The following is a 24,737-nucleotide window of genomic DNA, read 5'->3' as shown; positions in this document are numbered from 1 at the left end:
TCGCCCCGTCAAACGATAAACAGGACGCGATGAAAAACAATGAAAACGATTGAGGTTGACGACGATCTATACCGTTATATTGCCAGCCAAACCCAGCATATTGGCGAAAGTGCATCAGACATTTTACGTCGCCTATTACTGTCGGATGCGGCACCGCAGCCCAGTCAAGCTGCGCCGACGACGTCCTCTCGTTCTAGTGGCATTGTTGTCAGTAAAGATGCTGGACGGAGTGTGTCCACTGATCGTGTCAAAGCGATGCGAACGCTTTTGATCTCAGATGAGTTTGCCGCACAAGATCGTGCCATAGGCCGTTTTATGCTTGTCCTAACCACTTTATACCGTGTTGATCAGCAAGGTTTTGCCGACGGTATGGCGTTAAAAGGACGTACTCGTCTGTATTTTTCCGATAATCCACAAACACTGTTGGAAAGCGGCAAAACAACCAAACCTAAACAGATTCCAGATACACCTTTTTGGGTCATCACCAATACCAACACTGGTCGTAAACGCCAAATGGTGGAGCAGTTGATGGAAAAAATGCAGTTCCCCAGTGATTTGACCGAGAAGGTTGTGAACGCGATTTAATCTATGCCACTCATGGGAGAAGAGAAATATGGCAGTGCATCCCCAAGCAGGACAACGCGCACAAGCAGCAGACTTGTGTGATATTCCTGCGCTTGTTACGCGTTTTTTCCAAGCTCAACCTCGACCAGGGCAACCCGAACAACAAGTTGCTTTTGGTACGTCAGGTCATCGCGGGAGCGCATTAAGCACCACCTTCAATCGTGATCATATTTTAGCGATTGCGCAGGCAATCTGTGATGAACGCCAAGCCCGTGGCATCACAGGGCCAGTGTTTGTCGGTAAAGATACACATGCATTGTCTGCGCCTGCGTTTGGGGCGGTCATACAAGTGTTGGCGGCGAATCAGGTGCAAATTATCGCACAGGCAAATCAGGGCTATACGCCAACACCGGGCATTTCCCAGCAAATTCTGGCTTATAATCGTGATCATGCTGAACAAGCGGATGGCATTGTCATTACCCCTTCACATAATCCACCGCAAGATGGCGGCATTAAATATAATCCGCCACATGGCGGGCCGGCAGAGGGAGAAATCACCAAGGCGATTGAATCCCGAGCCAATCGATACATCGATACCTATTTAGAGGGTGTTCAACACATCGATATTGATGCGGCGATGGCCAGCGACTATTACGTTGAAAAAGATCTCGTGACCCCTTATGTTGTCGGTCTGACTCAGGTGGTTGATATTGAAGCTATTCAAAAAGCGGGATTAAAGCTGGCTGTTGACCCTTTAGGTGGTGCAGGTATCGCCTATTGGCAACAGATTGCGACTCAGTATCAACTCGATATTACCTTGATTAACGATCATGTCGACCCGACGTTTGGCTTTATGCCGCGCGATAGTGATGGCGTTATCCGGATGGATTGTTCGTCTGCTTATGCGATGGCTGGGTTGCTCGCTTATAAAGACGATTATGACTTGGCTTTTGGTAATGATCCCGACTTTGATCGTCACGGCATTGTGACCCCCGCCGGTTTGATGAATCCTAATCATTACTTGGCGGTGTGCATTGATTATTTATTCCGACATCGTCAGCAGTGGCCTGCAGGGTTAGGTGTCGGTAAAACACTGGTGTCTAGTGCCATCATCGATAAAGTCGTCAATGACTTATCACGCCCGCTGGTTGAAGTCCCGGTCGGCTTCAAGTGGTTCGTGCCTGGTTTGCATGAGGGGACGCTTGGCTTTGGCGGTGAAGAGAGTGCGGGGGCGTCGTTTTTAACCTTTGATGGTCAGCCTTGGTCTACCGATAAAGATGGTATTATTCTTTGCTTACTGGCGGCAGAAATCCTGGCGGTGACGGGGCTGACACCACAGGCTTATTATCAAAAGCTGGCGGATAAACATGGGGATCCTGCCTATAACCGTTTGCAAGCGGTCGCCAACGCGCAACAAAAGCAGGTGCTGAGCCAACTGCGTCCGGAAATGGTGACAGCTGACACCTTAGCAGGGGATGTCATCACTGCTAAATTGACTCATGCACCGGGTAACGGCGCGGCAATTGGCGGACTCAAAGTGGTCACGGATCATGGTTGGTTTGCGGCTCGCCCATCAGGAACCGAAGACATTTATAAAATCTACTGTGAGAGCTTTAAAGGCGAGCAACACTTGCGCTTGATTGAACAGGAAGCGCAACAAATTGTCGATCGCGTGTTTGAGCAACAGGGCGTCTAGCGCGCTGTTTCCGTTCTCCGTTTGCAAAAAGCGTGCACGATTAAGTGCGCGCTTTTTATTTTTTGGGGGCGGGCGAAGGTGCGTTATTAGGCCAAGTGTTCGGCACCACGAACCAAGGTGTTTGTGTGTTATCTAACAAATGACACGTGCGGTCTATGTTACCGAGACTGCCTGAGACCATGGGGGGTAACTCCCCAAATTCTGGCAGAGATAACCATTGATCGCGGGCCAACATGGCAAATTCTCTGTCTGTTGGCAGTTCGTCAGGCCAGCACCACCAACCACCGACACTTGCCGCATTAACGGGAGGCCAGTCGGGCAGGTCAGTATCCTGGCTGTAATGACGGTAAAGCCGGCCTTGAACCATTAAGCGTTTTTGGGTGGGCCGCCAATGAGGAAACTGTTGGCAAAAGCTTGGATGACTCGACAGAGCCAATTGATGGTCAATCATGCGCGCAACTTTAATATCGAGTGCATCCTTGGCATTCGGACCCAGCCAGCGATTCTGATGAGCAAGATAAAATTTTACTGCGACTTCCCAGTGTTCTAACTGCCCTTGGTACTCAATCAAAAAATCAATGGCACCTCGTGTTTTTCCAGCCTCATTAACCTGTATTTCCTCTGCTTCTAGTCGCAAGTGCGGATGATGATGGATTAACTCAGTGAGCAACCATTGATAATAAAAGCCAATTCGCTTAGGGCCCGCGTACGGTTTAGATGCCGATACCGAGACGGCCGAGAAAAGTCCGTGCGGCACCAGCGAAAATTGCTCAGAAGACAACAACGGAAATTGGCGTTGTAGCCATTTTATATCCGCCTGTATTTGTTCCCTATTGGCAAACAACGTGTCCGGTGAGTGGTGTGACCGCAGATAAGCCATAATGTAATTTAATTACCTTGTTAATCGTTTGTTAATACCAAAAACGTATTTTTAGGATAAAAAACCAGCAAAATGTAGTAATACTACAAAAATAATGATAGACTTCACACATAACTGGTCAGATGAGTGAGGTTCGCTATGTATAAACCGTTCGATAAAACCCGTGTTGTTCTGCGTCGTTGTGTTGTCGTAGTGGCGGGCATCACTTGCCTGCCAACGCTGATTGCGCCATCGCTGGCTTCTCGTATTTATAGTCATTTGCACCAAGTATGGCTTAAAGACAGCACCAAACCTGTATGGCTGGCTGAGTCCGAGAAAGCTGGGGGCTATCTGTAACCCGCGAAGACGTGACTTAAACGCGCAACTTTGTGTGGTTGAAAAAGGCGGTTAGCATCAATGCTAGCCGCTTTTTTTATCTTTGCTTGTCAGGTTACACTGTTGCCATTGTCTCGCAAGTGAATGTGATTGCTATGAATAATTTCCAGCTAGAAGCCCTGCTTAACGCTGAACTGAAACCTGAACAAGTTAAAGACTACAGCCCAAACGGATTACAAGTTCAAGGCCGCGATAATGTACAAACCATTGTTACTGGCGTGACGGCCTGCCAAGACTTAATTGATAAAGCAATTGAATATCAAGCCGATGCTATCTTGGTTCATCATGGCTACTTTTGGCGTGGTGAGTCGCAATCAATACGCGGCATGAAGTATCAACGGATTAAGATGTTGATTGAAAACGGTATCAACTTATACGGTTACCATTTGCCGCTTGATATCCATCCCACATTAGGCAACAACGCCCAGCTAGCCAAACGATTGGGGATTGAGCTCATAGGTGGCTTGGAGCCCAATAATCCAGTCTCCATTCCTGTCTATGGCAAATTATCAACACCGATGACACTTGGCCAATTCGAGCAACAAGTTGCGACCGTGCTTAACCGAACGCCACTTGTCGTTGACGGTGGCAGGACAGCACGGATAGAGACCGTCGGTCTGTGCACGGGAGGGGCGCAAGACTTTATCGACTTAGCCGCCGAGCAAGGCATGGATGCGTATTTATCGGGTGAAATTTCTGAGCGAACCACGTTTTCAGCGCGCGAGCAGGGTGTGCATTATGTTGCCGCGGGGCACCATGCAACAGAACGTTATGGGGTTAAAGCGTTGGGTGAGTGGTTAGCTGACCATCATGGGCTTACCACGCACTTTGTCGATATCGACAATCCGGCATAAAAAAAGCCGCCCATCGAGGCGGCTTCGTTAGCTCTATCATCAAGGTGTCGCAGTTAATCGCGTTTATCCATTGGCGTGAATTCACGCTGGGTATAGCCTGAGTAAAGCTGGCGTGGACGACCAATGCGCTTGTGTGGATCCGTATGCATTTCGTTCCAATGAGCAATCCAACCGATCGTCCGCGACATCGCGAAGATAACGGTAAACATCGATGTTGGAATACCGATGGCTTTGAGGATGATGCCCGAGTAGAAATCGACATTCGGATACAATTTCTTGTCGATGAAGTATTGATCGGAGAGTGCGATGCGTTCTAACTCCATCGCCACATCCAATAACGGGTCTTGAATTTGTAGCTCTTCAAGCACTTCATGACATGCTTCGCGCATGACCGTTGCACGTGGGTCATAGTTTTTATAAACCCGGTGACCAAAGCCCATTAAGCGGAAAGGATCATCTTTATCCTTAGCGCGTTCAATGTACTCAGGAATATTATCGACATGGCCGATTTGCTCGAGCATGCGCAAGCAAGCTTCATTGGCCCCGCCATGTGCCGGCCCCCACAAGGACGCGATACCGGCAGCAATACAAGCAAACGGATTGGCTCCCGATGATCCCGCTAGGCGTACCGTGGATGTTGAGGCGTTTTGCTCATGATCCGCGTGTAGGGTGAAAATCTTATCCATCGCGCGCGCAACTACCGGATTCACCTCATATTCTTCACATGGTGTGGCAAACATCATATGAAGGAAGTTCTCTGCGTAGTCCAGATCGTTACGTGGATAAATAAATGGCTGGCCAATCGAATACTTGTAACACATAGCCGCCAGGGTAGGCATCTTCGACAGCAAACGAAACGCCGTAATTTCACGGTGTTTATCATTGTTGATGTCGAGAGAATCGTGGTAGAACGCGGCAAGCGCCCCTACAACCCCGACCATAACGGCCATAGGGTGAGCATCACGACGGAAACCATGGAAGAAACTCGCGATTTGTTCGTGAACCATGGTGTGGCGCACGATCATAGAACGAAAACCATCGTATTGTTTTTTTGTAGGGACTTCGCCGTAGAGCAGGATGTAACAGACTTCTAAGTAATCAGCGTTATTGGCAAGTTGATCTATCGGAAAACCACGGTGCAGTAAAACACCCGCTTCGCCGTCGATGTAGGTGATTTGCGAATCGCAAGATCCTGTCGCAACAAACCCTGGATCAAACGTGAAGTAACCTTCATTGACTAGCTTGCGCACATCGATCACATCCGGGCCGACAGTGCCTCCGATAATCGGCAGTTCGATTGGTGCTTTCCCTTCGATATGTAGGGTAGCTTTCTTCTCTGCCATAACAATCTCCTTTGTTATTTTATAATCCCATCCAGGATACGGACCCGACCGTTTTACCGATCGACCTCTATTATGTCAATTTTTAACCTATCGATGTGTGCGTCAGTTAATAACTTATGTGCGTTAGTTAATAACTTATTTGCAATGGGGGTTAAATATCTGTTGTGAGATTCCGGTCAATTTTGTGCGTTTGTAATTGTCTGTTACGCCACGTATACTTTTTCGAGGTCTCTGGGCAAATCAGTATCCTAGAGCGTTTAGGGGCTCAAACACCTTTCCTAACTGACGTGATCCATTCACCGAGAATTGCAGTTATAAGCAATAAGGTACATGAAGCGCGTTACGCAGATGTTGCAGGTCTTACGCTTTGAGTACTGAGGTTCAGAGAGTGTAATAACTATAAATGCTCAATAGAGCTGAGTGGGCAATATCGTGAAAGAAAGAAAGTCAAGACCCGTAAACCTCGACCTTAAGACGATTCGCTTCCCCATTACAGCGATTGCGTCTATTTTGCATCGGATATCAGGTGTGATCACCTTTGTTTCGATCGCCATCCTACTGTGGCTGCTTAGCCTGTCTCTCTCTTCTCCTGATGGATTTCAATCTGCTGCTGCGATACTCGATACCTTCTTCGTCAAGCTCGTACTTTGGGGCATTTTGACGGCGCTGGCTTATCACATCGTTGGCGGGATTCGTCATTTAATCCAAGACCTGGGTTACTTTGAAGAGCTGGAGTCGGGGGCAAAAAGTGCCCAAGTCTCGTTTGTAATTGCAGGCGTGCTAGCTGTGTTGGCGGGGGTTTTAGTATGGTAACAAAAAATATTTCATCGGTGGGTCGCAACGGTGTGCACGATTATGTGCTGGTCCGAGCTACTGCGATTCTCATCACACTTTACACACTTTATATGGTCGGTTTTGCCGTCTTTGGCCCTGAGATTACGTATGCCTCATGGACAGCGTTTTTCGGCCAGACCAGCACGAAGGTCTTTACCATGTTGGCCCTGGTCTCTGTGCTGATCCACGGCTGGATTGGGATGTGGCAGGTGTTGACTGATTATATCAAGCCAGCCTTGCTGCGCGGTGTATTACAGCTTGCTGTTGTCGCCACGCTTCTCATCTATGTGTTTGCCGGTTTCTTTGTATTGTGGGGTGTGTAAGTGAGTATTCCAGTTCGCGAATTTGATGCAATCGTTATTGGAGCAGGTGGCGCCGGTATGCGCGCGGCACTGCAAATATCCGAGCAGGGCCTAACGTGTGCGCTGTTATCTAAAGTGTTCCCAACTCGCTCTCATACTGTGTCAGCACAGGGCGGGATTACAGTGGCACTGGGTAACTCGCACAAGGATAATTGGCAATGGCATATGTACGATACCGTCAAAGGCTCCGATTATATCGGTGATCAAGACGCTATCGAATACATGTGTAAAACAGGCCCGCAGTCAGTCATTGAGCTAGAGAAAATGGGATTGCCCTTTTCTCGCTTTGAAGACGGTTCGATCTATCAACGACCCTTTGGCGGTCAATCAAAAGAATTTGGGGGCGAGCAAGCGGCACGTACCGCCGCGGCGGCAGACCGAACTGGCCATGCCTTATTGCATACGCTTTACCAACAAAACATCAAAAACAAAACGACGATTTTTTCAGAGTGGTATGCCCTTGATCTGGTCAAAAACCAAGATGGAGTGATTGTCGGTGCAACGGCGATGTGCATGGAAACGGGTGAGATTTGTTACTTCAAATCGAAAGCAACCGTGTTGGCGACTGGGGGCGCAGGCCGTATTTATCAGTCAACCACCAACGCGCACATCAATACCGGGGATGGTGTCGGTATGGCGCTCCGTGCTGGCGTACCGATGCAGGACATGGAAATGTGGCAATTCCACCCCACAGGCATTGCGGGTGCCGGTGTCTTGGTGACAGAAGGCTGTCGTGGTGAGGGTGGCTATCTACTTAATAAAGATGGTGAACGCTTCATGGAGCGTTATGCGCCTAATGCAAAAGACCTTGCGGGTCGTGACGTGGTTGCCCGATCAATGATGATCGAGATCCGTGAAGGACGCGGCTGTGAGGGGCCATGGGGCCCACACATTAAGCTGAAGCTCGATCATCTCGGCAAAGATGTACTGGAATCGCGCTTGCCGGGTATCTTGGATTTGTCGCGCACTTTTGCACATGTCGATCCGATCAAAGAGCCGATTCCTGTTATCCCAACGTGTCACTACATGATGGGAGGCATTCCAACGCAAGTATCCGGCCAAGCCATTAAACAAGATCCACTGGGCAATGATATCGAAGTTCAAGGGCTTTTTGCCTGCGGTGAAATCGCCAGTGTCTCTGTACATGGCGCCAACCGCTTAGGGGGCAACTCGCTCTTAGACTTGGTTGTCTTCGGCCGTGCAACAGGGTTACACCTAGGGGAAACCTTGGCAGCGCAGGTGGAAGCAAGAGACGCCAGTGAATCAGACATTGAAGCCTCTCTGGCTCGCGTCAATCGCTGGAATAGTACTCAGCAGGGTGAAGACCCAGTAGAAATTCGCAAAGACCTTCAAGCGTGTATGCAAGAAAACTTCTCGGTGTTCCGAGAAGGCGAAGCGATGGAAAAAGGGCTGAAAGAGTTGGATGCTATCCGTGAGCGACTCAAAACAGCACGCCTTGATGATACATCAACAGAGTTTAACACCCAGCGCGTCGAGTGTTTGGAGCTGGAGAACCTGATGGAAACTGCCTATTCAACGGCGGTCTCCGCGTATTATCGGACGGAAAGCCGTGGTGCTCATGCGCGCTTCGACTACCAAGAGCGTGATGACGAGAATTGGTTGTGTCACTCCATCTATAACCCAGAAACGGAAACCATGTCCAAGCGCGACGTCAATATGGCGCCTGTGCATCGTGACGCTTTCCCACCGAAAGCACGTACTTATTAAGGGGGTCGAAACGATGAACGTTAATTTTTCAGTCTATCGCTATAATCCAGATGTGGACGATGCGCCATACATGAAGGATTACACACTCGACGTCCCTGAAGGGTCAGATATGATGCTTTTGGATGCGCTGTTTCAACTCAAAGAACAGGATCCAACCCTGTCATTCCGTCGCTCGTGTCGAGAGGGAGTCTGTGGCTCTGACGGTGTCAATATGAACGGTAAAAATGGGCTGGCATGCATCACGCCTTTATCCTCGCTAATGGATAAGTCGGAGATTGTTATTCGTCCGTTGCCTGGTTTGCCCGTAGTGCGTGATCTTATTATCGATATGGGGCAGTTCTATGAGAACTACGAGCGCGTCAAACCTTATTTGATCAACGATGAGACACCACCGTCGCGTGAGAACCTTCAAGCGCCGGAAGATAGAGCAGAGCTTGATGGTTTGTATGAGTGCATCATGTGCGCTTGCTGTAGTACGGCGTGCCCATCGTTTTGGTGGAACCCTGACAAGTTCGTCGGCCCTGCAGGCCTTCTTGCTGCCTATCGCTGGCTAGCAGATAGCCGTGATACGGCAACTGAAGAACGGTTATCTGATCTAGACGACGCTTTTAGTGTCTTCCGTTGCCACGGAATAATGAACTGTGTCAGTGTATGTCCAAAAGGGCTTAATCCAACCAAGGCAATTGGGCACATTAAGTCAATGCTGATTCAGCGCGGCGTTTAAAACGCTGAACCAATAACGTAGATAAAAAATGCCCCGTTCTAGGACGGGGCTTAATAACAGGTAACCCGGCTTAGAACCGGTGTTTGGATAAATAACTAGTGGTTAAGGGATAACAATGCAAAATGGCGTGATGAAGGCTTGGTTAGAGTCTTCTCATTTGGCTGGCGCCAATGCAACGTACGTAGAAGATCTCTACGAAATGTACCTCAGTGACCCGGAGTTAGTTGATCAAGAATGGAGAGCGGTCTTTGACCAGCTACCAGTGGTGAGTGATACCGCGGTAGAACAACCCCACTCTCGAGTTCGCGATTACTTTCGACGCTTAGCTACCGATACATCGCGTGCAAGTGCTTCAGTCAATGATCCAGATGTAGACGCGAAACAAGTCAAAGTTCTTCAACTGATCAATGCGTTCCGTTTCCGTGGCCATCAACAGGCCAGTTTAGACCCCCTCGGATTATGGAAACGTAAACCTGTCCCCGATTTGTCACCTGACTTCCATTCTCTTAACGAGCAGGATTTTAACGAGACCTTTAATGTCGGCTCATTTGCAATTGGCAAAGACAATATGCAATTAGGTGAGTTGTATGACGCACTGCAAAAGACCTATTGCGGGTCAATTGGTGCTGAGTACATGCACATTACAGATACCGAAGAAAAGCGTTGGATTCAAAGCCGCCTCGAATCAGTTGTGGGACAGCCACAATTTAGCGAGGAAGAGAAGCTCACCTTTTTGGAAGAGCTAACGGCAGCAGAAGGCCTTGAACGGTATTTGGGGGCTAAATTCCCTGGGGCAAAACGTTTCTCGCTTGAAGGGGGCGACTCGCTCATTCCTATGCTCAAAGAGCTTATTCGCCATGCGGGGAGTAAAGGTGGGCGTGAAGTGGTTGTTGGGATGGCTCACCGTGGTCGACTCAATGTCTTAGTCAATGTGCTAGGTAAAAAGCCGTCAGAATTATTTGATGAGTTCGCAGGGAAACAAGATGAAAGTTGGGGAACCGGTGATGTGAAATATCATCAGGGGTTCTCATCTGACTTTGCGACCCCAGGTGGTGACGTTCATCTTGCTTTAGCGTTCAACCCGTCACACCTTGAAATTGTTAATCCAGTGGTCATGGGCTCCGTGCGTGCGCGTCAAGACCGACTCGAAGACAGCACAGGCTCAAGCGTATTGCCGATCACCATTCATGGCGATGCGTCGATTGCGGGACAAGGCGTGGTGCAAGAGACCTTTAATATGTCTCAAGCGCGGGGCTTCCAAGTGGGCGGCACGGTGCGGATTGTGGTGAACAATCAGATTGGTTTTACAACCTCAAATCCGGCAGATTCTCGCTCAACCCAGTACTGCACCGATATCGCGAAAATGGTTCAGGCGCCGATTTTCCACGTCAATGCCGACGATCCCGAAGCGGTAGCATTTGTGTCGCGTTTAGCGCTTGATTTTCGTAATGAGTTTCAACGCGATGTGGTCATTGATTTGGTCTGTTATCGCCGTCATGGCCATAACGAAGCGGATGAACCGAATGCCACGCAGCCGATGATGTACCAGAAGATCAAAAAACATCCGACGCCGCGCAAACTCTATGCGGATGTGCTTGATCAACAAGGCATTGCCAACCTAGAAAAAGCGACCGAATTGATTAACGAATACCGTGATCTGTTGGACAGCGGTGAATGCGTAGTGAAAGAGTGGCGCCCAATGGTGTTGCACTCGGTCGACTGGACCCCTTATCTCGGCCACGACTGGACGGTTGAGTGGGCGAATAAGTTCGATGCCAAACGGCTGAAAGAGCTTGGTAACCGTATCTGTCAATTGCCAGATAGCCATACGCTACACAGCCGAGTCGGTAAGCTTTACAAAGATCGTAAAGCGATGATTGATGGTGAAAAACCTGTTGACTGGGGGATGGCCGAGACATTGGCCTATGCCACGCTGGTGGACGACGGCAAGCGTGTTCGTATTACGGGCCAAGATACTGGTCGTGGTACTTTCTTCCATCGTCACGCGGTGTTACATAACCAAGGCGATGGCAGTACCTATGTCCCCCTTGCCAATATCCATAATAAGCAAGGGCCGTTCGAAATTTATGACTCTGTGTTGTCTGAAGCGGCCGTCGTGGCATTTGAGTATGGCTATGCGACCGCAGAGCCGGGTGGCTTAACGGTATGGGAAGCGCAATTTGGCGATTTTGGTAATGGCGCGCAAGTTGTGATTGACCAGTTCATCAGCTCTGGCGAGCAGAAGTGGCGCCGGATGTGTGGTTTAACCATGTTGCTCCCTCACGGTTATGAAGGGCAGGGCCCTGAGCACTCTTCCGCGCGCTTAGAGCGGTATTTGCAATTATGTGCCGAGCAAAATATGCAGGTCGTGGTGCCCTCGAGCCCCGCTCAGGTTTATCATATGCTACGCCGTCAAGTTGTTCGCCCGATGCGTCGACCATTGGTGGTTATGTCACCTAAATCCTTGCTACGCCATCCGCTTTGTGTATCCAGCCTAGACGATCTGACAGAGGGCGATTTCCAACCCGCTATCGGTGAAATGGATGATCTGGATCCAAGCAAGGTGAAACGGGTGGTTATGTGTGCCGGTAAGGTCTATTACGATTTGCTGAAAGCACGCCGCGAGCAAGAAATCGATGACGTAGCCATTGTTCGTATCGAGCAACTTTATCCGTTCCCGCTTGAGGCGGTGAAAGAAGTGATTGCGCCTTACGGCAATGCAAAAGACTTTGTATGGTGTCAAGAAGAGCCACAAAACCAAGGGGCTTGGTACAGCAGCCAGCACAATTTCCGTGCAGCCTTACCGGATGGTGCCACACTCAGCTACGCTGGGCGTGCCGCCTCGGCATCGCCAGCGGTAGGTTATATGTCTGTACACCAGAAACAACAAAAAGCGTTAGTACAAGACGCTCTGACCCTAAAGTAAGAACTAGAACATTAAGGATAAATACGATATGACAATCGAAATTCTGGTTCCCGATTTACCCGAATCTGTGGCTGACGCAACGATTGCCACATGGCATAAACAGCCAGGTGACTCGGTAACCCGTGACGAAGTACTGGTTGATATTGAAACAGATAAGGTCGTGCTAGAAGTTCCCGCTCCTGCAGATGGGGTACTGGAATCCATCATTGAAGATGAAGGGTCAACCGTGCTGGGGAAACAAGCGATCGCCAAGCTGAAAGAAGGGGCTGTCGCGGGTGAACCAACCAAAGATGTGCCCGCTGAATCAGAGGCATCACCGGATAAGCGCCACACTGCGTCACTAGAAGAAGAGAGCAATGACTCACTGAGCCCTGCCGTCCGTCGCTTATTGGCTGAACATGATCTTTCTTCGGATGCGGTGAAAGGCACGGGTGTAGGCGGACGCATTACCCGAGAAGATGTGGAAGCGCACCTGAAGAAGCAGCCCGCGCAAAGCAGTGAGCAGAAAGCGGCGACCCAAGATGTGCCGCCAGTGGCAGAGCGAGGCGAGAAGCGTGTGCCGATGACGCGTTTGCGTAAGCGCGTGGCAGAACGTCTGCTCGAAGCAAAAAACAGCACCGCGATGCTAACTACATTTAACGAAGTGAACATGAAGCCAATTATGGAACTGCGTAAGCAGTACCGTGATTCGTTTGAAAAGCGTCATGATATTCGCCTTGGTTTCATGTCTTTTTACGTCAAAGCGGTCGTTGAAGCCCTTAAACGTTATCCAGAAGTGAATGCGTCAATAGATGGTGATGAGATTGTGTATCACAACTATTTTGACGTCAGCATGGCGGTTTCTACCCCGCGTGGTCTGGTAACGCCTGTACTACGCGACTGCGACAAACTAGGCTTTGCCGATATCGAAAAAGGTATTCGTGACTTAGCCATAAAGGGGCGTGACGGCAAGTTGACCGTTGATGAACTCACCGGAGGTAACTTTACCCTGACCAATGGCGGTGTGTTCGGCTCATTAATGTCAACGCCGATCATTAACCCACCTCAAGCTGCCATTCTTGGCATGCATAAAATTCAAGATCGCCCAATGGCGGTAGATGGCAAGGTTGAAATCTTGCCGATGATGTACCTTGCGCTTTCCTATGATCACCGCCTTATTGACGGTCGTGAGTCGGTTGGTTTCTTGGTCACCATCAAAGAGCTCCTTGAAGACCCAACACGTCTGCTCCTAGACGTTTAATGGTGTTATCGACGTCTTTTTGAGGGAAATAAACCGTTTTGAAGGGGACGGAGGTCCCCTTCTTTGGAAAGCATAAAGATACAATAATGGACACTAACACGGATAGAACATCATGAATCTGCACGAATATCAGTCAAAGCAGCTGTTCGCTGAATATGGTCTACCAGTTTCAGAGGGCTATGCCTGCGATACACCACAAGAAGCTGCTGAAGCAGCCGATAAAATTGGCGGCAACAAATGGGTTGTGAAATGCCAAGTTCACGCCGGTGGCCGCGGAAAAGCGGGCGGGGTAAAACTCGCGAACTCAAAAGAAGAAATCCGCGAATTTGCACAGAAATGGCTGGGTAAAAACCTAGTGACATTTCAAACGGACGAGAATGGCCAACCAGTCAGCAAAATTTTGGTTGAGTCTTGCACCGATATCGCTAAAGAGCTTTACCTGGGCGCCGTGGTCGACCGTGGCTCGCGTCGCGTTGTTTTCATGGCATCCACCGAAGGCGGTGTTGAAATAGAAAAAGTCGCCGAAGAAACGCCAGAGCTGATTCACAAAGCATCGATTGATCCTTTGGTTGGCCCACAACCTTACCAGGGTCGCCAACTGGCATTTAAACTTGGCTTAGAAGGTGAGCAAATCAAGCAGTTCACTAAGATCTTTGTCGGGATTGGTCAACTGTTCTTGGATAAAGATGTTGCCTTGGTCGAGGTAAACCCGCTGGTGATTACTGAACAAGGCGATTTGCATTGCTTGGATGCAAAGCTAGCGATTGACAGTAATGCGGTATATCGTCAGCCGAAGGTGCGTGCGATGCACGACCCGAGTCAAGACGATGAGCGCGAAGCGCATGCGGCACAGTGGGAGCTGAACTATGTTGCGTTAGACGGCAACATTGGTTGTATGGTGAATGGTGCTGGCTTGGCAATGGGGACCATGGACATTGTTAACTTGCACGGTGGCAGCCCTGCCAACTTCCTCGATGTGGGAGGCGGTGCGACAAAAGAGCGTGTGACAGAAGCCTTTAAAATCATTCTGTCTGATAGCAACGTAAAGGCGGTATTGGTGAACATCTTTGGCGGCATTGTGCGCTGTGATCTGATTGCAGATGGCATTATTGGTGCGGTTGAAGAAGTCGGCGTTAAAGTGCCTGTTGTGGTTCGTCTTGAGGGGAATAACGCAGACTTAGGCGCCAAAAAACTGGCCGATAGTGGTTTGAACATCATTGCGGCAACATCGCTAACCGAAGCCGCACAGAAAGTCGTTGCTGCAGCGGAGGGTAAATAACAATGTCAGTGCTGATCAATAAAGAAACCAAAGTTATCTGCCAAGGATTTACGGGCGGTCAAGGAACCTTCCATTCCGAGCAGGCGATTGAATATGGAACTCAAATGGTCGGTGGCGTATCACCGGGCAAAGGCGGCACGACTCACCTCGGCCTTCCGGTCTTTAATACCGTGGCAGACGCGGTTGAAGCGACCGGCGCCACTGCCTCGGTCATTTATGTGCCAGCGCCTTTTTGTAAAGATGCCATTTTAGAAGCGATTGACGCCGGGATTGAGCTGATCGTCTGTATTACCGAAGGTATTCCAACGCTGGATATGCTGGAAGTGAAAGTGAAACTGGATCAAGCAGGGGTGCGAATGATCGGCCCTAACTGCCCCGGTGTGATTACCCCCGATGAGTCTAAGATTGGCATTATGCCAGGACATATCCATCAGTCGGGTAAGGTAGGCATTGTTTCACGCTCAGGCACCTTGACTTATGAAGCGGTAAAACAAACAACCGATGAAGGCTTTGGCCAATCAACGTGCGTTGGAATTGGTGGTGATCCGATTCCAGGCTCAAACTTTATCGACATCCTCGCGATGTTCGAAAAGGATCCAGCCACCGAAGCAATTGTAATGATTGGTGAAATCGGTGGTACCGCCGAAGAAGAAGCCGCCGCGTACATTAAAGCGAATGTTACCAAGCCGGTTGTGGCTTATATTGCTGGTGTGACTGCGCCTCCAGGCAAACGTATGGGCCATGCGGGTGCAATCATTTCTGGTGGTAAAGGTACCGCAGACGATAAATTTGCGGCCTTGGAAGCGGCAGGCGTGACAACAGTGAAAAGCTTGGCCGATATTGGCAAAGCACTACGTGAAAAAACCAACTGGTAATGTAATTTTCCAGTCACGTAAAGCCCAAAGCCGCTCATGTGAGCGGCTTTTGTCGTTACAGGGAAGACGTTAAGGCGTTAGCAAAGGCCTGCGCGTTTTCACAGCATAAACGTGTTTAACGTTTAGACTCGTTCAGACTATGATCGTCTTCAGGCTATGATCGCATTCACAGCATCATCATATTCAGGCCATATTCGCAGATACTCAGGTAACGGCGCGAGAGGGGACCAGCTGCGTGAGCATAAATACACTGGCTGCAGCAACCACTACTGACGGCCCTGCGGGCGTATCATAAAACCATGATCCAGCCATACCCAGCATCACGGCGAACATGCCAATCAGGCTAGCAAAAGCAGCCATTTGCTCTGGCGTAGACGCCAGTCGGCGGGCTGTTGCAGCGGGAATGATCAGCATGGATGTAATAATCAGCGCGCCAACAAACTTCATCGCCAATGCGATCACTAAACCAATCAACAGCATCAATAAAAGCCGCAGTTTTTCGACCGCTATCCCTTCGACTTTAGCCAGCTCTTCACTGACGGTCATCGATAGAAGTTGTTCCCAATAGTATCCCAGTACAGCAAGTGTAAAGCAGGCGCCGACCGCGAGCCAGGTAAGGTCAGCAAATGAAACCGCCAGCAGATCGCCAAACAAATAGGCCATCAAATCAACCCGCATGTTGTCTAAAAAGCTGACCGCCACTAAGCCCAAAGACAGGGCGCTGTGTGCCAATATCCCAAGTAAGGTATCGGTAGAAACCAGATGTTGGCGTTGCAGACCAACCAACAAGATCGCGAGAAGCAAACACGTCACCACCAGCGCGAGATTTAAGTCAATTTGGAGTAAAAACCCAAGCGCGAGCCCAAGTAATGAAGCGTGTGCTAAGGTATCGCCGAAATAGGCCATTCGACGCCAGACCACAAAAGAGCCTAATGGCCCAGCAATGGCAGCGATAAGTAGGCCACCCATAATAGGGGCTAGAAGGAACTCAATCATGGTGGTGCTCTTGGTGATCACAGCTTACAGGCTGGCCTGCAAGATCATGTTGGTGATGATGGTGGTGATGATATAACGCCAGTTGTTCACTGGTTTGACGACCAAACATCGCGACATACGATGGATGCTGAGATATGGCGTCGGGTGCGCCAGAGCAGCACACATGGTGTTGAAGGCAAATGACGTCATCGGTCTTGGCCATGACTAAATGCAAATCGTGTGACACCATTAATACGGCGCATTTTAGTGTATCGCGCAGGTGCGCGATGAGGCTATACATTTCTAATTGGCCGCTGACATCGACCCCTTGCACCGGTTCATCTAACACCAGCACATCCGGCTGTTTTAAGATCGCACGCGCCAAAAGAACACGTTGTGTTTCCCCGCCCGAAAGCGTGTGCATATTGGCGTATTGCAATGATTCTGCGTTGACGGTTTTCAACGCGTGATCAATTTGGGAATTGGTATAGCGTGTTCCTAGGCGAATAAATCGGTCAACCGTCAAAGGCAGTGTCTGGTTAAGCTGAAGTTTTTGTGGCACATAGCCTATCTTCACCCCTTTAGCGACGTGAACCATACCCGCTGCAGGCTTCACTAAACCAATTAATGCTTTGACTAAGGTTGATTTCCCCGCGCCATTTGGACCAATGAGCGTGGTAATCTGTCCTCGTTTTAATTGCATAGAGACCTTGTCCAGCACATTTCGGCCGTTATAGGTCACCGTCACCGCGTCAAGCGAGACTAGCGAATTTGTCATAGTGAAAAAAAGCATTGTGAATTGGAATTGTTATAATATAACATTTCTGCCCGTCGAGAAAACAAAAGAATGAGAGGAATGATGACAGCTCGTATTATTGGTGGACTTTTTGCGCTATTGCTGGTGATGCCGGCTCACGCGATCACGGTGATGACAACCATTAAACCGCTTCAGCTTATTACGGCAGGACTCATTGCCGATGATGATCGTTTAGACGTGCTGCTACCTCCTGGCGCATCACCGCATGGCTACGCCCTGAAACCTTCGGATATTCGCGCGTTGAATCAAGCCGATATTACCCTATGGGTCGGGCCCGAACTCGAACTGTTTCTCGATAAGTTATTAGCCGATAAGCCCTCGGTGCTGACGCTATCTCAGATCGAGGGGATGCCACTGCGTGATTTTGACGGCGCCCATGATCATCATGGCCATGATCACGGTGAACATAACATCGACCCTCATCTGTGGTTGGGTCCAGACACCACACGGGTAGCCGCGCAAGCGATTACCGCGGCTTTAATTGAGGCGGCGCCGGATAAAGCGGCGATCTATCGGGCTAACCTTAACCGTTTTAATACCCAGCTAACCCAAACCGTCGCGGCTATTGAAGATGAGTTATCCACGCACATGCAGTCAGGCTACTTTGTCTTTCATGATGCCTATGGCTACTTTGAAACGGCCTTTGGCCTCGAGAAAACCGGCCATTTTACCGTGGATCCAAGCCAAAAACCGGGCGCTAAGACGTTAGTAACCATTCGCCGAGGATTGCTTAATCATGATGCGACCTGTATCTTCACTGAGCCGCAGTTTAATCCTGCACTGATTGATGCTGTGACCCGACATAATGACGTCAATGTCCTCGAACTCGATCCATTGGCGACGTCAATTCAGGTAACGCCTGATGCTTATCAGGTGTTTTTAAAAGATATGGGAAATCGTTTCGCACGTTGTTTAAAGCATGAAACTACTCACTAACTGGTTAGCTGCTACGGCTCGGCTACCACGCCAGCACAAGCTAGCACTCGCATCATTATCTCTTTTGGTTGGCGCTGCCTTGATGTGGCAGCCCCATCCTTTTTCCTCTTCACGTGATCGCCAACCGATACCTATCCCGAACGATACGCAAAATATCACCTCCGTCGAGCACAGTGAGCCTATCGAACAGGGTCTGGATGCCGATGATCCTGCACTTCGCGTACCGGAAGATGCATTAGAAAAAGACATCACCTCGGAAGCACCGCGCACCCACCAACACACGGTGGCTGCCGGCGATACGTTGGGAGGTATTTTTTCCCAATACGGACTTCCGATCAGCCAGCTTTATCAAATGCTTGATGAAAATGATCGCGTGGGTGACATCCGTCGTGGTCAAAACATGGAGTGGCAGGTCGATGAACAAGGACGGTTATTAACGTTCACCCTGTACCAATCGCTCAAATACCGGGATCAGTATCGTTTTGAGCAGGGGAAGGTAGCGTATGCGCGTTTAGAAACCAAAGGGGATCGTGAAAAAGTCACCGTGATTGGTCGTGTCAACAGCAGTTTTTACCAACAAGCTCGCCAAGCGGGGCTAACCCCTAATCAAATTCAAAACCTGGTTTCGGCATTACAATGGCGGTTTGACTTTGGACGCCAATCGCATCGAGGCGATCAGTTTGCGATTCAGGTGGATAAAGAGTTTATTGACAATAAACCGGTCTCATCTGGAGATATATCCGCCATGCTCTATCGAGCGGGAGATCGTGATATCTTCATTTATCGACATACGGATGGCCGTTTTTATGATGAGCAAGGGCAAAGCTTAGATCGTGCCCTGCGCCGCATCCCTACGGCGAAACGCTACCGGATTAGCTCATCGTTTGATCCTCACCGCAAGCATCCCATTACGGGGCGTATTTCTCCGCATAACGGGACCGACTTTGCTACCCCCGTTGGGACGTCGGTGCTAGCGGCAGGTGATGGCGTGGTGGTGAAAGCGCGCAAACACCCGTTAGCAGGAAACTATGTTGTCATCAAACATGGTCGTGAATACTCAACCCGTTATCTCCATTTACACCGGATTTTGGTGAAACCTGGCGACCACGTATCAATGGGACAACGGATTGCGCTCAGTGGCAACACGGGACGCTCGACCGGCCCACACCTGCATTTTGAGTTATTAAAGTACGGCCACCCTGTGAATGCCATGAAAGTGCCGTTGCCCGAAGCTCATCCCGTGCCGAGTCAGGAGAGAGGTGAGTTTCAGCGTCAAGCAAAACATGCGCAGCAAGCATTGGAGCAGCGTCTTAATGGGTAATAAATATTAAAAATGTGAGGACTCGCTCACATTTGGGGAGGCAGGGTTTTCTTTCGTAGTGACTAGCAGGACACTACAAGGCTTAACCCTGCAACCCTGTCTCGCATTTTATACATGAAACGCCAATGTCTTTGTTTTTTATGGTTGGCTCTTGTTCTCCTTTGTCTGCCTTTGCATGCGCACGAACCACTACAAACGTCATTTCAATCTTATCCGGGGCTCAGTGCGCTTGGTGATGTGCGTGATGTCGCGGTCCAACCCTCAGGCGGTATGTGGCTGCTTAATAATCAAGGCGATATTTATTTCTTCGATGGACAACAATCCCACCCTCTAGACGAAACGCTGACCTTACCTGACGAAAAAATAGTGACCATCGCCTATGCCCACCAAACGTTATGGCTTGCGGGCCAACGAGGTATTTGGCTTGCGGGCCAACGAGGTATTTATCGCTTTCGAGCGGGTGACAATACGCTAATCCAATATAAGTTGTCAGACAGCGGCAAAGACACACGCGGCGAGAGTCAACCTCGATTAGCCGCGGTGAATAACACGCTGTGGTATATCCAAGATGGACAATTAAGCCGTTATCACGTTAAAGAGAATCAATTTCGTATTTGGCGAGCTGGTCAATGGCGTGCGGACCATACTTGGCTTACCGCTGAGCACCGATTAGTCGCGATCGGCAAAGGTTTGTATCAGCTTACCGATGACGGTATTCGCCAACTCACGCGCTTTACAAGCTCTGTGACTGCGATAACGGCAAAGGGAGATAGAGCTTGGGTCAGTACTGAACGAGGTGTCTACCTCTTAGCGTTATCAGACCGTGCGGTTCAAGCACAGCATCTACTTAATATCCAAGGGGGTTACCAGCGCCTAACGGTTGGCTCCGGTGGGCTTTGGGCGGCGCGTGCCGATGGCGTCTATTTTCTCTCTATTGGCGGGGAAGCAACGCCCGTGTGGCAGCCCGGCGCTCGGTTAATACCGGGAAAGTCAGTCACCTTTTTGTGGGGCGACTTTGAGGACGGCGTCTGGTTTTCAACCGATAAGACAACCCGTTATCGCGCGCCTGGGCAACGCTGGATTTCGCATCAACATCAGGATGTGCCAACAGCGATGACACAAGGTTTTCTGGCCAGTAGTGATCCTCGGGGGCTGTATTCAGGCGGTTGGCGGAATTTAAGCGCTGACCTCACGCTCCCCGAGTCTCTCTCGTCACTCTCGGCTCAGCATTTATATGTCGACTCAAATGGCGTTATGTGGCTGGCGTTCAAGGATCGCCTCATTCGCTATTGGCCTGAATCTGAAAAGGTCATCGATTATGGCACTAATTGGCAATCTGATGCGGGCGATATATTAGGCTTTTATGATGATGGCAGAGGGAGTGTTTGGATTCGTCATCGCCAAGGGCTGACGCGTTATCGTCATGATCAGTTCCAGCCGATACCGCTCATGGATGCCTTACTACCCATCGTTGATCTCTATGCCGATGAGCAAGGGCGGGTATGGTTGGTGAATAACAAGGGGCTATATCAATACAACCCAAACTTATCTGATTCAACCTCGGTGGCGTACCTAGCATTGGAGAATGAAGCCTTTCGCTGTATCACTGGAAATCGAGATGGTATCTGGGCGTATAGTAATCAGGCTTTAATCCACATTGCACCACGAGGTTTTATCCGCACTTTCCGACTGCCTTCTGAGTCTGAGCAAGTGGCTTGTTTTGCGTCTCGCCCGCATCAGTTGACCATTCTGGACGCTGAAAATAAGTACGTGATTGAAACCGACCAACTCGCGTTTTCGCTGCGTAAACCGCCTCAGGTGGTGATCGGGGCTCTGTGGCAGCAACATAAGCGCTGGCGTGTTGGCCCACGCCAGCAGACCGCAATCACACTGCTCGAAAAAAGCCCGGTTAACGTGTCTTGGGGAAGCTGGCCGCCAGAGCGTCAGGTCTCTCGTATTCATTACCAATTGGTCCCTTACCGACAATCTGGCCAGTCTTTGGCTAAACCGCTGGCCGCTTGGCAGCAAACCGGAAGAGAAACCTTCTCGTTAGCGAATATGGTCGGAGGGCACTATCAGCTTCGGATTGCCATTCCGCGTGATGGCGCGTCGCATACTGTACTGGATATGAGGGTCTCTATGCCGATATTGCCTCACCTGGTGAGCGGTGTCATGCTGATACTCTTTGTCAGTATTGTATTAGCCGCAGTTAGGTTAGCGTTCAAACAACGGCACCAGGTTGGGCAGCATACTGATTTTCCCTTGGATCATGCCGGTGCATATCCGCTTTTTCAGTCCACGTTGAAACCCATGTGGACTGAATACCAAGCGCTCGCTGTGCCGAGTGAAACTAAAAAACGAGAGGGTGCAACGGAGGCCTTGGCGGAATCCTCGGATGCTGGGTGACGTGATCACGACAAAACCGTTAATCCTTGAGTAACAAGCGCCTCTCTAAACTGACTCACAAGTGCTGTTTGCTGTGACGGTGAGCGCGGCGTCGCCTGGAGGTGCCCCCAGATTGGATTGGGCCATACTGCATCGTCGCGAAATCGCGCAACATGATGGAGATGAAGCTGCGGGACCAGATTACCAATTGCTGCAATATTGAGCTTATCGGGAGCAAAAAGAGATTCTAGACAGCTTGCGACCAGGGCGGACTCTTGCCAGAGTGTTTGTTGATCGCTTGGGCTGAGATGATGGATTTCTTCGATGCCACTTACCCGAGGGATAAGCAAAAGCCATGGACCAAAATCTGCGCCTGCAAGGCGTAATTGGCATAATGCAAAATCGCCGACATACGCGCTGTCAGCGGCTAAACGAGGGTGAAGACAAAAAGACATAGCCACTCCGTATTGAAATGAATCTCGCCAGCTTATATCACAACCGACGAGTGGGTCACGGCAAATAAAAAGCCCACCGACAAGGTGGGCTTCACTATTAGGTTATCTCGTCCGCTTAGCCATTACATGCGTTCAAGCGTATTGATGCCCAATAGCGCCAAACCTTGCTTGATGGTTTTCGCAGTGAGTGCGGCCATGCGCAAGCGGCTTTGGCGAGTGTGTCCTTCTGAGAGCAGGATTGGGCAAGCTTCATAAAAGCTAGAGAACAAGCCTGCAAGCTCAAAGAGGTAACTACACATTAAGTGCGGCTGTCCTTCTCGGGCTACAGATTTCACGGCTTCTTCAAATTGCAGTAGCTTAGCAACCAATGCTTTTTCTTTTTCGTGCTCAATGATCATCTCACCGTCAAGCGCATCCCGATCGACGCCTGATTTTGCAAAGACTGAGGCAACGCGAGTATATGCGTATTGCATGTAAGGCGCGGTATTCCCCTCAAAGGCCAGCATATGATCCCAGTCGAAAATATAATCGGTAGTACGGTGCTTGGAGAGATCGGAGTATTTTACCGCTGCCATCGCAACCGTCGTCGCGATATTCGCTTGCTCGGCCGCATCCATATCAGGGTTCTTTTCAGCAATCAGTGCTTTGGCACGCGTTTCTGCTTCGTCCAATAGGTCAGCAAGACGCACTGTGCCGCCCGCACGTGTTTTAAACGGTTTGCCATCTTTACCCAGCATCATGCCGAATGCATGGTGCTCCAAGCTAACGGTTTCCGGAACATACTCGGCTTTACGAACAATGGTCCAGGCTTGCATTAGGTGTTGATGCTGGCGTGAATCAATGAAATACATCACGCGATCAGCGTTAAATTGTTCATAGCGATACTTGGCGCAAGCAATGTCGGTGGTGGTATAAAGAAAGCCGCCATCACGTTTTTGGATGATCACACCCATCGGCTCGCCATCTTTATTTTTATATTCGTCGAGAAAGACCACCTGAGCCCCATCGTCTTCGACCGCGATGCCTTTCGCTTTTAAGTCTTCAACAATACCCGGCAGCATATCGTTATAAAGGCTCTCGCCCATGACATCTTTTGGTGTCAGGGAAACGTTTAGACGGTCATAGTTCTGCTGGTTCTGCTCTAACGTGACTTTAACGAGCTTTTCCCACTTCTCTTTGCAATAGGCATCGCCACGCTGCAATCGCACCACGTAGTCACGTGCGGTGGCGGCAAAGGCTTCGTCTTCATCGTAGCGCGCTTTAGACTCACGATAGAAGTTTTCAATATCGCCCAGCTCCATAGAGATATCATCACCGCGTGACTCGTGCAGCTCGAGGTTAGCAATCAACATACCGAATTGCGTTCCCCAATCACCTAGGTGGTTGGCCCGTGTAACCTTGTGACCCAAAAACTCTAATGTACGCACCACCGCATCACCGATAATGGTGGAGCGTAAATGACCAACGTGCATTTCTTTAGCAACGTTAGGTGCCGAGTAATCGACGACAATATTTTGCTTATCTTGTTTCTCGATACCTAAGTGCGCGTCGGACAGGGCGATATCCGCCTGTTTAGCCAGCCACTGATCGTTTAAAAAGATATTGATAAAGCCTGGACCGGCAATCTCTGCGCGACTTGCCATATCACCGAGATCAAGCGCATCCAATACCTTTTGGGCAAATTCACGCGGGTTCGTCCCGATCTTTTTGGCTGCACCCATCACACCATTGGCCTGATAATCACCAAATTGTGGTTTTGCAGATTGACGCACTGCTGCTGGTGTGCCCTCAGGCGCACCCGCCGCAACCATGGCGGCAGAAACTTTTTCGTTAAGAAGACTTTGAATATTCACTTGCTTACCTTTACTACTAGCCGGGCTGATTATGAATGACCCGTTATGTGGGTTTCCAGCTTATCAATACAAGAATCCGCCAACACTGCATTGCGCGAGAATGAAGCGTGCAAACACAGTGTTGGCGGGATGCTGTATTGTCGCGAACCATGACGTTCATCGACGCGGATGATCCCTAATGATACCCATAAAACAGCAGGCATTGGCAATAGTTATTCACCGCCTTCCTTGATATCTTTACGCGCCGGAATACAACGAGCCTTTTTTCCCTCTCGGAGGTTACCAATTATGATGCCATCAAAGGAAAAGTCGTAG

At 49.7% G+C, this 24,737-nt stretch carries 21 protein-coding genes; 15 read left to right on the top strand and 6 right to left on the bottom strand.

The window, feature by feature from the left end:
* Positions 1-39: 39 nt before the first annotated feature.
* Both seqA and pgm read left to right on the top strand, forming a co-directional pair.
* Positions 40-585 (top strand): replication initiation negative regulator SeqA, encoded by a 546-nt coding sequence (gene seqA / locus BZG75_RS00525; protein ID WP_021022465.1) that lies wholly within the window; start codon positions 40-42, stop codon positions 583-585.
* Between the two features lie 28 nt (positions 586-613).
* Positions 614-2,260 (top strand): phosphoglucomutase (alpha-D-glucose-1,6-bisphosphate-dependent), encoded by a 1,647-nt coding sequence (gene pgm / locus BZG75_RS00520; RefSeq protein WP_077575872.1) that lies wholly within the window; start codon positions 614-616, stop codon positions 2,258-2,260.
* Positions 2,261-2,315: 55 nt separating this feature from the next.
* On the opposite strand, the gene BZG75_RS00515 is transcribed toward pgm, so the two are convergent.
* A complete protein-coding gene (locus tag BZG75_RS00515; RefSeq protein ID WP_077575871.1) occupies positions 2,316-3,140 on the bottom strand; it encodes a DUF1853 family protein in 825 nt (274 codons plus the stop codon).
* A 138-nt stretch (positions 3,141-3,278) separates the two neighbouring features.
* On the opposite strand from BZG75_RS00515, the gene BZG75_RS00510 reads away from it, so the two are divergent.
* Together BZG75_RS00510 and BZG75_RS00505 are read left to right on the top strand one after the other, a co-directional pair.
* Positions 3,279-3,476, top strand: a complete 198-nt coding sequence (locus tag BZG75_RS00510) for a DUF2517 family protein (RefSeq protein ID WP_021022462.1) — start codon at positions 3,279-3,281, stop codon at positions 3,474-3,476.
* Positions 3,477-3,610: 134 nt separating this feature from the next.
* Complete coding sequence (locus BZG75_RS00505) at positions 3,611-4,369, top strand: Nif3-like dinuclear metal center hexameric protein (RefSeq protein WP_077575960.1); 759 nt, start codon at positions 3,611-3,613, stop codon at positions 4,367-4,369.
* A gap of 53 nt (positions 4,370-4,422) precedes the next feature.
* Here BZG75_RS00505 and BZG75_RS00500 read toward each other — a convergent pair whose 3' ends face one another.
* A complete protein-coding gene (locus BZG75_RS00500; protein WP_077575870.1) occupies positions 4,423-5,712 on the bottom strand; it encodes a citrate synthase in 1,290 nt (429 codons plus the stop codon).
* A gap of 420 nt (positions 5,713-6,132) precedes the next feature.
* Here BZG75_RS00500 and sdhC point away from each other — a divergent pair, with 420 nt between their 5' ends.
* The 8 genes from sdhC (at position 6,133) to sucD (ending at position 15,680) form a co-directional block, all read left to right on the top strand.
* Positions 6,133-6,525, top strand: coding sequence for a succinate dehydrogenase cytochrome b556 subunit (gene sdhC / locus BZG75_RS00495; protein ID WP_021022459.1), 393 nt, complete (start codon positions 6,133-6,135; stop codon positions 6,523-6,525).
* Positions 6,519-6,869, top strand: a complete 351-nt coding sequence (sdhD, locus tag BZG75_RS00490; protein WP_021022458.1) for a succinate dehydrogenase, hydrophobic membrane anchor protein — start codon at positions 6,519-6,521, stop codon at positions 6,867-6,869. Before sdhC ends, sdhD begins: the two co-directional genes overlap by 7 nt.
* Positions 6,870-8,636, top strand: a complete 1,767-nt coding sequence (sdhA, locus tag BZG75_RS00485; RefSeq protein WP_021022457.1) for a succinate dehydrogenase flavoprotein subunit — start codon at positions 6,870-6,872, stop codon at positions 8,634-8,636.
* Positions 8,637-8,649: 13 nt separating this feature from the next.
* Entirely contained in the window at positions 8,650-9,360 is a 711-nt protein-coding gene (locus tag BZG75_RS00480) for a succinate dehydrogenase iron-sulfur subunit (protein WP_077460168.1), read from the top strand.
* A gap of 115 nt (positions 9,361-9,475) precedes the next feature.
* Positions 9,476-12,286 (top strand): 2-oxoglutarate dehydrogenase E1 component, encoded by a 2,811-nt coding sequence (sucA, locus tag BZG75_RS00475; protein WP_077575869.1) that lies wholly within the window; start codon positions 9,476-9,478, stop codon positions 12,284-12,286.
* 28 nt (positions 12,287-12,314) lie between these two features.
* Positions 12,315-13,526, top strand: a complete 1,212-nt coding sequence (gene odhB / locus BZG75_RS00470) for a 2-oxoglutarate dehydrogenase complex dihydrolipoyllysine-residue succinyltransferase (protein WP_021022454.1) — start codon at positions 12,315-12,317, stop codon at positions 13,524-13,526.
* Between the two features lie 112 nt (positions 13,527-13,638).
* On the top strand, positions 13,639-14,805 hold the full coding sequence (gene sucC, locus BZG75_RS00465; protein ID WP_077460170.1) for an ADP-forming succinate--CoA ligase subunit beta: 1,167 nt from the start codon (positions 13,639-13,641) through the stop codon (positions 14,803-14,805).
* A gap of 2 nt (positions 14,806-14,807) precedes the next feature.
* Complete coding sequence (gene sucD / locus BZG75_RS00460) at positions 14,808-15,680, top strand: succinate--CoA ligase subunit alpha (protein WP_021022452.1); 873 nt, start codon at positions 14,808-14,810, stop codon at positions 15,678-15,680.
* A gap of 204 nt (positions 15,681-15,884) precedes the next feature.
* On the opposite strand, the gene znuB is transcribed toward sucD, so the two are convergent.
* Both znuB and znuC read right to left on the bottom strand, forming a co-directional pair.
* Positions 15,885-16,676 (bottom strand): zinc ABC transporter permease subunit ZnuB, encoded by a 792-nt coding sequence (gene znuB / locus BZG75_RS00455; RefSeq protein WP_077460171.1) that lies wholly within the window; start codon positions 16,674-16,676, stop codon positions 15,885-15,887.
* Positions 16,669-17,433, bottom strand: a complete 765-nt coding sequence (gene znuC / locus BZG75_RS00450) for a zinc ABC transporter ATP-binding protein ZnuC (RefSeq protein WP_077575868.1) — start codon at positions 17,431-17,433, stop codon at positions 16,669-16,671. Before znuC ends, znuB begins: the two co-directional genes overlap by 8 nt.
* Before the next feature lie 81 nt (positions 17,434-17,514).
* On the opposite strand from znuC, the gene znuA reads away from it, so the two are divergent.
* From znuA to BZG75_RS00435, 3 genes are all read left to right on the top strand, one after another.
* Positions 17,515-18,408 carry a zinc ABC transporter substrate-binding protein ZnuA gene (znuA, locus tag BZG75_RS00445; RefSeq protein WP_077575867.1) on the top strand — a complete coding sequence of 298 codons (894 nt, stop codon included), beginning with the start codon at positions 17,515-17,517 and terminating at the stop codon, positions 18,406-18,408.
* The gene (gene mepM, locus BZG75_RS00440) at positions 18,392-19,729 is read left to right on the top strand and encodes a murein DD-endopeptidase MepM (protein ID WP_077575866.1); all 1,338 of its coding nucleotides are present in this window, start codon (positions 18,392-18,394) and stop codon (positions 19,727-19,729) included. The genes znuA and mepM overlap by 17 nt, the downstream gene beginning before the upstream one ends.
* 114 nt (positions 19,730-19,843) lie before the next feature.
* Positions 19,844-22,135: a hypothetical protein gene (locus BZG75_RS00435; protein ID WP_077575865.1), complete on the top strand. Its 2,292-nt coding sequence runs from the start codon at positions 19,844-19,846 to the stop codon at positions 22,133-22,135.
* A gap of 5 nt (positions 22,136-22,140) precedes the next feature.
* Here BZG75_RS00435 and BZG75_RS00430 read toward each other — a convergent pair whose 3' ends face one another.
* A complete protein-coding gene (locus BZG75_RS00430; protein WP_077575864.1) occupies positions 22,141-22,569 on the bottom strand; it encodes an HIT domain-containing protein in 429 nt (142 codons plus the stop codon).
* Between the two features lie 122 nt (positions 22,570-22,691).
* Positions 22,692-24,422, bottom strand: a complete 1,731-nt coding sequence (argS, locus tag BZG75_RS00425) for an arginine--tRNA ligase (RefSeq protein ID WP_077575863.1) — start codon at positions 24,420-24,422, stop codon at positions 22,692-22,694.
* Positions 24,423-24,737: the final 315 nt, after the last annotated feature.

Source organism: Salinivibrio sp. AR640 (assembly GCF_001995405.1).
GTDB lineage: Bacteria > Pseudomonadota > Gammaproteobacteria > Enterobacterales > Vibrionaceae > Salinivibrio > Salinivibrio costicola.
This window is presented reverse-complemented; position numbering and strand designations above follow the sequence as displayed.